This window comes from Pseudoalteromonas sp. 13-15 (assembly GCF_001468205.2).
Taxonomy (GTDB): Bacteria; Pseudomonadota; Gammaproteobacteria; order Enterobacterales; family Alteromonadaceae; genus Pseudoalteromonas; species Pseudoalteromonas marina.
This window is the reverse complement of record NZ_CP019162.1, coordinates 2,571,145-2,582,935: the sequence shown is the minus strand read 5'-3', so window position 1 is coordinate 2,582,935 and position 11,791 is coordinate 2,571,145. Positions and strand designations below refer to the sequence as shown.

The following is an 11,791-nucleotide window of genomic DNA, read 5'->3' as shown; positions in this document are numbered from 1 at the left end:
CTAGTGCTTATTGCCACGATAGAGATTAATCATGAACGAGACCCCAGAAAAGACCACGCACTTTGGCTACAAAACCGTTGCTGAAAACGAAAAAGCATCAATGGTTGCAGATGTATTTCACTCTGTTGCGGCTAAGTACGATGTAATGAATGATTTAATGTCTTTTGGTGTCCACCGTTTATGGAAACGTCAAACTATAGCCAGTTCAGGCGTGCGTAAAGGCCATCATGTTCTTGACTTAGCCGGTGGTACAGGCGATTTAACTGCAAAATTTAGTCAACTGGTCGGTGAAACTGGCCAAGTGGTTTTGGGCGATATTAACTCATCTATGCTCAAAGTAGGTCGTGAAAAGCTTCATAATTTAGGCCTTGTAGGCAATATTGACTACGTACAAATGAATGCTGAAATGCTGCCATTTCCAGATAACAGCTTTGATGTGATCACCATTGCCTTCGGTTTACGTAATGTAACCGACAAAGACAAGGCGCTGCGCTCAATGTATCGCATACTAAAGCCAGGTGGTCGTTTGTTAGTATTAGAGTTTTCTAAGCCAAAACACGAAGCACTTAGCAAAGCGTATGATTTTTACTCGTTCAATTTACTTCCAACAATGGGCAAGCTAGTTGCTAACGACAGTGAGTCTTATCAATATTTAGCAGAGTCGATTCGTATGCACCCAGACCAAGATACGCTTAAAGCAATGATGGATGAAGCTGGGTTTGAACAAACAACGTATCAAAACCTAACTGGCGGAATTGTTGCCCTTCACCGTGGTTTTAAATATTAAGGCTCTGAGTCATGGCGCTTGATCAAGCATCTGAAAAAAACAGTGATAATACAAACACATCGACCTTTTTGATGCTACCTAACTTTGTACTTTCGCTTGTTGAGCGCATTTTAAATCAAGCACTTAAACTCGACCCTAACGTTGCCCAAAAGCTAAACACGGTAAAACAACAGCGTTTACTTGTTGAAGTTAGAGACTGGCAACAAACCATACAGGTTGTTTTTGCTGACGAAAAATTACACCTTTATGCCGCTGACAACAGCGATTATAGCGATTGCATGATCAGCGCCGATATAGACACGCTTGTTGCTCTTAAAAACCCAGCCATGCTTACACAGCTAATTCGTCAAGATAAACTCGATTTACAAGGCGACTTGAATATAGCGCAAGCATATAGCGGTGCATTTTCAGGGTTAGACATAGATTGGCCCGAACAGTTATCAAGTTATATTGGCGATGCACCAGCTCAACAACTTTATTTGCATTTTATGTCGATAAAGCGCCATGGTAGAAAAATTAACGCGCAACTAAGCACCACGTTAACAAGCTTATTTCAAGACGAGCTAGCTGTTACAATTCACCCTTTAGAACTTGCACAATTTAAACAACAAAACCGAGAGCTAAAAGGCCAAGTTGCCGCCATAGAGCAGCGTATAAACACTTTATTAAGCGCCAAAACACGCTAAGGACTTTTTGTGTCTTCTTCACGATTGTATTACATCACTAAAACATTACTTAGCTATGGTTTAGACGAATTAGTGCCTAAAAGTAAAACACCTTGGTTTGCAAAAATTGCCAGGGGGTGTTTATTTTGGCTACGAAATCAGCATAAAGAAAAACCTGCAGGACTGCGCTTACGTTTAGCATTACAAGAGCTAGGACCTGTATGGATTAAATTTGGCCAAATGCTGTCAACACGTCGCGATCTACTTCCTCACGATATCGCGCAAGAGCTTGCCTTTTTGCAAGACCAAGTTCAGCCTTTTGAAGGTGAATTGGCGCAACAAATTATAGAAAATGCACTCGATATTAATGACATTAGCGAGCTGTTTAGTGAATTTTCACAAACGCCATTGGCATCTGCATCAATAGCGCAAGTGCATACTGCAACACTAGTTGACAACGATAATATTGAGCAAGATGTTGTCATTAAAGTAATTCGCCCAAACATCCATGAACAAATAAATGCAGACTTAGCATTAATGGAAAAGCTTGCTCAGGTGCTTGCTAATGTTCATAACGAATCAAAACGTTTGCGCCCTGTTGAAGTAGTAAAAGAGTATAAAAAAACACTGCTTGATGAATTAGACCTAATGCGTGAAGGTGCCAATGGCATTCAATTAAAACGTAATTTTGATGATTCAGATGCACTCTATATTCCTACTGTTTACAGTGATTACAGCCGAAGCAACGTGTTAGTGATGGAGCGTATTTACGGTATACCCGTGTCAGATACCGAGTCGTTAATAGCGCAAAATACAAATATGAAATTGCTTGCAGAACGTGGTGTAGAAGTGTTTTTTACACAAGTATTCAGAGATAGTTTTTTTCATGCAGACATGCATCCCGGTAATATTTTTGTATCTCGCGAGCATCCCGAAAACCCTAAATATATTGGTATTGATTGCGGTATTGTTGGTACCTTAAGCAAAGAAGATAAGCGCTATTTAGCAGAAAACTTTATCGCCTTTTTTAATCGCGACTATCGCCAAGTAGCCCAACTGCATGTTGACTCTGGCTGGGTTCCTGAAGATACCAGTATCGAAGAGTTTGAATTTGCTATTCGCACTGTTTGCGAACCTATTTTTAATAAGCCACTTGCTGAAATATCATTTGGGCATGTACTGGTAAATTTATTTAACACCGCGCGTCGATTTAATATGCAGGTGCAACCACAATTAGTACTACTTCAAAAAACATTACTCTATGTTGAAGGGCTGGGAAGACAGCTTTATCCTCAACTAGATTTATGGAAAACGGCTAAACCCTTCTTAGAGCAGTGGGTTAAAGAACAAGTAGGGCCGTTATCTGTCTTAAAACAAATGTATGCAAACCTACCATTCTGGGCAGAAAAAATGCCTGAGTTACCTGACTTGATTTATCAAAACTTAAAGCGCCCAGTGCGCACCCACGCACCTGTAAAGCCAGCTTCTCATAAAGCGTTAGTGCTTAGCTTGTTGGGGAGTGCTACTTTGGTAGTGTCTGCACTGTGTTATTTGCAACATGATTTAATTGCTGCGGGCGTTACAGCAACCTGTTCCGCCGCGTGTTTTATTGCGGCATGGCGACACACATAAACAAAGTGCTATTTACGGTTTAAGGCGTATAATTAGTATTTAAAATATACATTTAATCATTTTATTATTTGGAGAGAACCATGGGATTGGGCGGCATTAGTATTTGGCAATTATTGATTGTTTTGGCAATCATTGTACTTCTTTTTGGTACTAAAAAATTACGCGGCATGGGGGGTGACTTAGGCGGTGCTGTTAAGGGGTTTAAAAAAGCAATGTCGGATGAAAAACCAACTGAAACAGACTCCCCTGAACAAATTCAAACGTCACAAAAAACGACGACTACTGATACCGAAAAAACAAAAGACACCGATAAGGCTTAATTAACATGGGCATGTGGGAGCTAGTTGTTGTTTTTATTGTAGGGCTTGTTGTATTAGGGCCTGAACGTTTACCCGTTGCAATAAGAACGGTTAGTCGCTGGATCAAAACTGTTAAATCTCTAGCTAATTCAGTTAAAGCTGAAGTGAGTGAAGAATTGCGCGTACACGAGCTCCACGAAAACCTAAAAAAAGCTGAGCAACAAAACCTACAAGACTTAAGCCCTGAATTACAAAGCTCATTAAGTGAGCTAAAACAGGCTGCAGAATCAGTAACTCACAGCTATAAAAAACAGCCACAAGAATCAGAACCGAACCAACAAATTGATGAAAAAAAGTGAATTTAATTTACCTTTCTATGGTCAACTTACTAAATGGTATAAATAAAAATGGTTGAGGAAGTAAAATCGGGGTTTGTAGCTCATTTAATAGAGCTGCGTGACAGGCTTATAAAATCACTGTTGAGTATTTTAGTTATTTTTATTGCAATAGTGTATTTTGCAAACGATATATACGCGTTTGTTGCACAGCCGTTAGTCTCTCATTTGCCAAGCACTGCAACCATGATTGCAACCGATGTCACTGCCCCCTTCTTTGCCCCATTTAAGCTGACTTTATTTGTTGCATTATTTGCGTCTATACCTTGGATATTGCATCAAATTTGGGGGTTCATAGCGCCGGGATTATATCAGCATGAAAAGAAAATGCTGATGCCTATTCTTGCTTCCAGTATTTTACTATTTTATGGCGGTATCGCATTTTGCTATTTTGTAGTGCTACCCATTATTTTAGGTTTTTTTACCAATACGGGGCCTGAAATGATGACCCTAGCGCCAGATATAAGTAGTTATTTAGGGTTTGTATTAAAGCTGTTTTTCGCATTTGGCGTCGCATTTGAAATTCCAGTTGCTATTATGCTTTTGTGCTGGAGTGGTGCAACGACAACAACGAGCTTAAAAGAAAAGCGCCCTTATATTGTGGTGGGTGTTTTTGTTGTGGCGATGTTTTTAACGCCGCCCGATGTTTTATCGCAGACATTATTAGCATTTCCGATGTTGCTTTTGTTTGAATTAGGTTTAATTTTAGCGAAATTTTACACCGCTAAACCACGAGAAGAAGTTGAGGAATAAAATGAAAAAACAAATACTCTCACTACTGGTTATATTGAGCGCACCTGCATTTTCTGCGCAATCAGACATTAATACTCAAGCGCTAAAAGCGTGTAGCTTTATCGAAAATGACTTTAACCGTCTCTTGTGTTACGACAATACAATGGCGGGTAAACCACTTACACAATCAACAGTAACCCAAAAAGTTAAAGCGCCAACAACAGCCACCAATGTCCCTGTTGTTGCAGTTGAAGCGCCAAAGGATGACTTTGGTTTAGAGCACAAAAAAGACCAAGCAGAAAAAGACAGTGAAATAAAAGCAGCGGTCACATCTGTTGACAAAGCCCCCTATGGCGAGCTGATCATCACCTTGGATAACAACCAAAAATGGCGCCAAGTTGGTTCTGATAGCATGCGTTTGAAAAAGTCTGATGCTGTAATCATTACCCGCGGTGCATTTAACTCATTTTTATTACGAAAAGATGGTCAAAACCGTTCTATTCGCGTTAAACGAACTAAGTAATGCCTTACACACTGGTTGATGCTGGCGTTAACTTAGCAAACCATCAGTTTGATGGTGAGCATTCAGATATCATCTCCCGCGCTCAAAGCGCGGGTGTCGAAAAAATGCTGCTTATTGGTTGCGACATATCAACGAGTGAGCAATCTTTAGCACTTGCTAAAAGCTTTCACTTGTTTTCAACCGCCGGTATTCACCCACATGATGCCAAAACAGCAACTGATTCATTAGAAGACCAATTAACACTGCTTGCCACTCAACCTCAGGTTGTTGCTATTGGTGAATGCGGGCTTGATTATAACCGTGATTTTTCGCCTCGAAATGTTCAACGTAGCGTATTGAGACGCCAACTTGCACTAGCCGAAAAGTTAAATTTACCGGTTTATTTGCATGAGCGTGATGCGAGTGATGACATGATCAATATTCTTACGGAGTTCAATGTTCGCGGTGTGCTTCACTGCTTTACAGGAGACGAAAACGCACTCAAAAGCTATTTAGCATTAGGGCTATACATTGGTATCACAGGGTGGGTTTGTGATGAAAGACGCGGACAAGCATTGCAAGCTTTAGTCCCAAGCATTCCCTTAAACCGCTTACTTATAGAAACTGATGCGCCTTTTTTAATTCCACGCACAGTTAAACCAAAGCCTAAGTCGCGAAGAAATGAGCCAGCACTATTAACGCATGTCTGCCAAACACTTGCTGAGCTATATCAAATAGATGCCAAGAGTGTGGCTAAGCAAACAACAGATAACTTTTATGCTGTTTTTGGTTTAGAAGCCCGTTAATGAACAGTATAAAGGCTGCTATTTGCCTACTTATAGTGCTTTTCACTTTTAAAAGCTTTGCGTCTACCGTAGTAATAAATTCAGATTTTTCATCCCATATCGTTACAAATCTTACTTATTCTTTTGAGCCTTCATCGATAGAGACAGCTTTACAACTTGAGCCTAACCAATGGCGTTCGGTTAACACCAAACTGTTAAATTTTGGCCTAGAAAGTCGCCCTGTTTGGGTTACGTTTGAAATAAATAACACGTTAAATAGTCGCTTTAGTCCATTAATTTTAATAGACAATCCATTTTTAAATGAAGTTCAGCTGTTTCACCTAAATAATACAAAAATACTGTCAGAAATGCGGCTAGGTGATTCATTCTCACTTGACGAACGTACTATAAAGAGTGAGTTTTTGTTAACTAAATTAACGCTTCCAGCAAGCTCCTCCACTCGGGTTATTCTCAAAGTTAGTAACCCATCAGGTTTACGTATCCCTATCAGTTTATGGCAACAAGATGTTTATTTAACTCAAAAAGAGGGTTTTAACTTAGTTTATGGGTTAATGGTCGGCTTTTTAGCAGCATTGGCATTAAGCTGTATATTTTTGTATGGATTTACTCGAAAGCGCTATTTTGCACTAGCGGGAGCGATCACTTTCACGCTAGGACTTTTTCTAGCGTACCTTGGCGGCTTTGGATTTCGTTACTTGCACCCAAATACTCCCACAATCCAACAAGTAATAATGCCAATATTACTTATTTTAATCGCGCTGTTGTTTTTCCCTCTTCAACAACAAATGTGCAAGCCTCACGCTCAAAAAATTATACGTGTGCAAAAATTAATAACAAAATTGCTGGCTGCCTCTCTATTATTTATTTGGCTACTTCCTAACTGGTTGGTCACTGCATATTGCCTAATATTAACCCCTCTTGTTTTAAGTCTGTACTTTTTAACAACCTACTTATCTACTCGCTCCCACCCTTCAAAATCTATAAATGCATTATTACTAGCTTTAGGCTTTTTTAATGCAGTAACGGTTTATTTTATTATAACCGTGATGGGATGGTACACCTTTGAAACGATGGGGTTGGTCATTATATCGGTGTTATTTTTTAGTTGTACATTTTGCTTGTGTTATGCAGTTATGAAGCAATTTATAACTGAACGAGATGAGCAGATAATCGAACAGCAAACTGTGATTGCAGAAAGTACGGCTCAAGACACACTGTTAAAAGAGCGGCTCGCACTTCAAGAAGAAGCTCAGTACGAACTTGAATCACAAGTAGATGAGCGCACGTTTGAACTACAAGTAACACTTAGAGAACTTGAAGAAAAAAACAGAGAGCTTGAACAGCTAAATACAGAAGATGCGCTAACAGGCGCTAAAAACCGCCGCTTTTTTGATAAGAAACTGGTAATGGAACTTCGTCGTTCACGAAGAGAACAAACACCGCTAAGTATTATTATGATTGATATCGATCACTTTAAAACAATTAACGATACCTACGGACACTTAAGCGGTGATAACGTTATAAAAGCAACTGCTGATATTATCAAACGCTTTTTGAAACGACCGCTGGATGAGGTCGCTCGCTATGGCGGTGAGGAGTTTGTAATTTTACTCCCTAACACTGCAAACCAAGGCGCTTTTGATATAGCAGAACAAATACGACTACATATATACCAAAACCCAGTCATTGTTGCTGGTGCTGAGGTTAAATTTACGATTAGTGCCGGTGTCTATACATTTATCGCTGATGATATAAATACCCCTGAGTTATTCACTGAATGCGCAGATAAAGCACTTTATAGCGCTAAACAACAAGGTCGTAACCAAGTTGTTAATTTTGAAACTATACAATAGGAGCATAGTAATATGGCCCAATCTGGACTAGACCTTTTCCCATATACTCGTATGCGCAGAATGCGCCGCGATGACTTTTCTCGTCGTCTAATGGCCGAAAACCACCTTAGCGTAAATGACCTTATTTACCCTGTTTTTGTACTAGAAGGTAAAAATCGCCGAGAAGTCATCGAATCAATGCCTGGAATTGAACGTTTATCGATTGATTTTTTGCTTGAAGAAGCAAAAGAGCTTGTAGATTTAGGTGTACCTGCCGTGGCTATTTTTCCGGTAACTCCTGGTGACAAAAAATCACTGATGGCTGAAGAAGCCTTCAATGAAGATGGCTTAGCACAACGTACTGTGCGCGCTTTAAAAGAAGCTTTTCCTGAGCTTGGGGTTATTACCGATGTAGCCCTTGACCCATTTACTACTCATGGTCAAGACGGCATTATTGATGATAAAGGTTATGTAATTAATGACATAACCACAGAAATTCTTGTTAAGCAGGCGCTTTCGCACGCCGAGGCAGGCGCAGATGTAGTTGCGCCATCTGACATGATGGATGGTCGTATTGGCGCTATTCGCGAAGCACTTGAAGCAGATGGCCATATTCATACACGTATTATGGCTTACTCAGCTAAATATGCTTCTAGCTACTACGGGCCTTTTAGAGATGCTGTAGGCTCTGCAGGTAACTTAAAAGGAGCCGATAAGAAAACCTATCAAATGGATCCTGCCAACTCAGATGAAGCAATTAGAGAAGTCGCGCTTGATTTACAAGAAGGTGCCGACATGGTGATGGTTAAACCCGGTATGCCCTACCTTGATATTGTCCGCCGCGTTAAAGACGAATTTGGTGTACCTACTTTCGCATATCAGGTTAGTGGAGAATACGCAATGCACAAAGCAGCGATTGATAACGGTTGGCTGAGCGAAGAAGCCACAATTATGGAGTCTTTACTCGCTTTTAAGCGCGCAGGGGCTGATGGCATATTAACCTATTTCGCTAAGCAAGCCGCGCAATACCTCACTAAAAAGTAAGTAATTGATAAAAAGGCGGTAAAACCGCCTTTTCGTTTACATTCATTAACATAATTGTATTATTTTTGTCATTTAGATTCTCTAAACTGGTGTCCCATTTTGGGATTTAAATACACGGGAATAATAAAAAATGTTAAAAACAAAAATAACGCCACTGGCGCTTGTACTAGCAGGTCTTAGTGCACCAGCGTCCGCTAACTTAATCATATCTGAGTATGTTGAAGGTAGTGGCTATAATAAAGCGATAGAGCTATATAACACTTCATCATCGGAAATCTCTCTAGGTGATTACACATTGCAGCGCTATTCTAATGGCTCTAGCACAGTTTCTACTGAATTAACGTTAAGCGGTACTCTTGCTGCTAATAGCACTTATGTTATTGTTAATGCTGACTCAAGAGCTGATTCAGCCCTTATTGCAAAAGCAGATTTATCTGACTCCGTAGTAAACTTTAATGGTGATGATGCTTTAGTTTTAATGCAAGGAACAACAGTTGTTGATAGCTTCGGCCAACGTGGTGTAGATCCTGGCTCATCTTGGTCAGAAGGCGGGGTAGAAACTGCAAACAAAACATTAAGACGCAAAGATGGAATAGTAACAGGTCGTGTTACTCCTGATGCTACCTTTAATCCTAGCGAAGAATGGGCGCAGTTCGATCAAAATGAATTTACTGGTCTCGGTTCTCATGCGGGTAATGGTGGCGGAACAGAGCCTGAACCAGATCCAATTGATCCAATCGTATGTGCTGCAGACAAAACGCTAATTAGTGCTATTCAAGGCGAAGGAAACGAAAGCCCACTAGTTGACACACTAGTAGAACTAGAAGGTATTGTTACTGCCGACTTCCAAGGCGATGATGAACTTAAAGGTTTCTTTGTAACCTCTCTTGCCGCTGATGAAGATACAAACCCACTAACTTCTGAAGGTGTATTTGTTTACTTTGCAGATACAGATGTAAATGTTGGCGATCACGTACGTGTTCAAGGTACAGTTGATGAATACTACGATTCAACGCAAATTTCTGATGTTGTTCAAGTTGCGGTATGTGCAACGGGTCAATCAGTAAGCGCCACTAAAATTTCTTTACCTTTAGCAAGCCAAGATGATTTAGAAGCCTTTGAAGGCATGCTGGTTACTTTAGACCAAGAGTTAGTTGTAACAAATAACTTTGGTTTAGGCCGTTACGGTGAAGTTGAGCTTGCAACAGAACGTTTATACCAAGGCACACAAGTTGCTATGCCTGGCGATGCAGCTAACGCTGTTGAAGTAGAAAACCTAACTAAAAAAATCTTAGTTGATGACGGTTCAACTGTTCAAAACTCAGATCCTACTGCTTACCCGACCCCAGGTTTATCAGCAGAAAACACATTACGTACAGGCGATAGTGTGAACAGCGTAACAGGCGCATTAGCGTATAGCTTTAGCACATACCGTATTCACCCAACAGTTGCACCGCAGTTTATTGCAACTAATCCACGTGAAGACGCACCGGAACTAAATCCTGAAGCAGACTTACGTGTTGCAAGCTTTAACGTTCTAAACTACTTCAACGGTGACGGCCAAGGCGCTGGTTTCCCAACCAGCCGCGGTGCTGACTCACTTGAAGAGTTGGTTCGCCAAGAAGCTAAGTTAGTAAGTGCAATTAGCGCAATGCAAGCTGACGTTGTTGGTTTAATGGAAATTGAAAACGATGGCTTTGGTGAGTTTAGTGCAATTGCAAGTTTAGTAAACGCACTAAATGATGCTGACAGTGCTAACGAATATGCTTTTGTAGACTTTAATGTTAACCAAGTAGGTACTGACGCAATTACAACAGCACTTATTTACCGCGCAAACAAAGTTGAAGAAGTAGGGTCTGCTGCTATTACTACCGCAGCACCATTTGATTTCAGCAACCGTACACCTATCGCACAAAGCTTTAAATCGTTAGAGTCGCAAGAAGTATTTACTGTTGCTGTAGCGCACTTAAAATCAAAAGGCGGTTGTGGTAGTGCAAGTGGCGCTAATGAAGATCAAAACGATGGTCAAGCATGTTGGAATGAAATCCGTACAGAAGGTGCAAGCGCATTTGCTGATTGGTTAGACAGCAAACCAACAGGTGTAGACGACGAAGATATTATCTTAGTGGGTGATATGAACGCCTACGCGATGGAAGATCCAATTCGCAAATTTGACGAAAAAGGCTACAAAAATGTTGTTGCTGAGCTTGATGGTAATACATTAGCTTACTCTTACAGCTTCTCAGGCCGCGCTGGTAGCCTTGACCATGCAGTGGCGACTGAGTCTTTACTTAGTAAAGTAGTGGCTGCTAAAGATTGGCACATTAATGCCGATGAGCCTATCGTACTTGATTACAATGTAGAGTTTAAGAGCGAAGGGCATCAGTCTACTCTTTACTCAGAAAGTGCATACCGCGCGTCTGATCATGACCCTGTGATTGTTGATATCAAATCTGAAGTTGTGCTTACACCAGAAGAACAGACTCCTGTGGTTGCCCCAGATCAAGTATTCTCTATTGATGAAAACAGCGCTGTAGGTACTGTTATTGGCATGCTTGATTACTCAGATCCTAACCCTGAAGATTCACCTGTTGTTAAATTTATCGTGTCTGAAAACGATAGTGTGTCAATTAATGATCAAGGTCAGCTAATTGTTGCTGGTGAAATTGATTATGAATTTGAAAACCGCATTACGTTTACTGTACAAGTTGAAGATAGCGTTGGTAATGTATCAAAAGCTGAAAAAGTTGCTGTGAAGGTAAATAACTTGCGTTCAGATGATGATAACGATGCTGGCTCATTGCTTTGGTTATCTCTTCTTTTAGCACCACTTTCTATAGTGCGTCGCTTTAAAAAGAAATAATTAGCTTAAAGTAAAAAATAAAAAGCCGCATTCGCGGCTTTTTTTATTCCTCTGTAAAAATAATTCAGACAAGCTTCAGCTATCCCCCCTTAATATCTTTTGCGTTAGGTAGTTCATTTTTTATTAAATGTAACTTTACAAACCTCGTAACTTCAGTACTTAACATCAAATTCATAGATTAATTTAGGCTTACCCATTAAGTAAAAAAATCACTTTTAAATGTGACCTAGCCGT

At 40.3% G+C, this 11,791-nt stretch carries 11 protein-coding genes; all 11 read left to right on the top strand.

From position 1 onward, the window contains the following. Positions 1-31 precede the first annotated feature (31 nt). The 11 genes from ubiE to ATS72_RS11905 all read left to right on the top strand — a co-directional run bounded on the left by ubiE (position 32) and on the right by ATS72_RS11905 (position 11,557). The gene (gene ubiE, locus ATS72_RS11955; protein WP_006793864.1) at positions 32-787 is read left to right on the top strand and encodes a bifunctional demethylmenaquinone methyltransferase/2-methoxy-6-polyprenyl-1,4-benzoquinol methylase UbiE; all 756 of its coding nucleotides are present in this window, start codon (positions 32-34) and stop codon (positions 785-787) included. Positions 788-798: 11 nt separating this feature from the next. Further along, on the top strand, positions 799-1,473 hold the full coding sequence (locus ATS72_RS11950; RefSeq protein WP_058430301.1) for a ubiquinone biosynthesis accessory factor UbiJ: 675 nt from the start codon (positions 799-801) through the stop codon (positions 1,471-1,473). Positions 1,474-1,482: 9 nt separating this feature from the next. After that, positions 1,483-3,084, top strand: a complete 1,602-nt coding sequence (gene ubiB / locus ATS72_RS11945) for a ubiquinone biosynthesis regulatory protein kinase UbiB (RefSeq protein ID WP_058430300.1) — start codon at positions 1,483-1,485, stop codon at positions 3,082-3,084. An 80-nt stretch (positions 3,085-3,164) separates the two neighbouring features. Further along, positions 3,165-3,404: a Sec-independent protein translocase subunit TatA gene (gene tatA / locus ATS72_RS11940; RefSeq protein ID WP_033035675.1), complete on the top strand. Its 240-nt coding sequence runs from the start codon at positions 3,165-3,167 to the stop codon at positions 3,402-3,404. A gap of 5 nt (positions 3,405-3,409) precedes the next feature. Continuing rightward, entirely contained in the window at positions 3,410-3,742 is a 333-nt protein-coding gene (gene tatB, locus ATS72_RS11935; protein WP_006793860.1) for a Sec-independent protein translocase protein TatB, read from the top strand. Positions 3,743-3,790: 48 nt separating this feature from the next. Further along, the gene (gene tatC / locus ATS72_RS11930) at positions 3,791-4,531 is read left to right on the top strand and encodes a twin-arginine translocase subunit TatC (RefSeq protein ID WP_006793859.1); all 741 of its coding nucleotides are present in this window, start codon (positions 3,791-3,793) and stop codon (positions 4,529-4,531) included. Between the two features lies 1 nt (position 4,532). Next, entirely contained in the window at positions 4,533-5,033 is a 501-nt protein-coding gene (locus tag ATS72_RS11925) for a hypothetical protein (RefSeq protein ID WP_058430299.1), read from the top strand. Further along, complete coding sequence (locus tag ATS72_RS11920) at positions 5,033-5,818, top strand: TatD family hydrolase (protein WP_058430298.1); 786 nt, start codon at positions 5,033-5,035, stop codon at positions 5,816-5,818. The genes ATS72_RS11925 and ATS72_RS11920 overlap by 1 nt, the downstream gene beginning before the upstream one ends. Beyond that, on the top strand, positions 5,818-7,671 hold the full coding sequence (locus tag ATS72_RS11915; RefSeq protein ID WP_058430297.1) for a sensor domain-containing diguanylate cyclase: 1,854 nt from the start codon (positions 5,818-5,820) through the stop codon (positions 7,669-7,671). The genes ATS72_RS11920 and ATS72_RS11915 overlap by 1 nt, the downstream gene beginning before the upstream one ends. A 12-nt stretch (positions 7,672-7,683) precedes the next feature. After that, complete coding sequence (gene hemB / locus ATS72_RS11910; RefSeq protein WP_010558079.1) at positions 7,684-8,694, top strand: porphobilinogen synthase; 1,011 nt, start codon at positions 7,684-7,686, stop codon at positions 8,692-8,694. Between the two features lie 130 nt (positions 8,695-8,824). Continuing rightward, positions 8,825-11,557 (top strand): ExeM/NucH family extracellular endonuclease, encoded by a 2,733-nt coding sequence (locus ATS72_RS11905; protein WP_058430296.1) that lies wholly within the window; start codon positions 8,825-8,827, stop codon positions 11,555-11,557. The last annotated feature ends 234 nt before the right edge of the window (positions 11,558-11,791 follow it).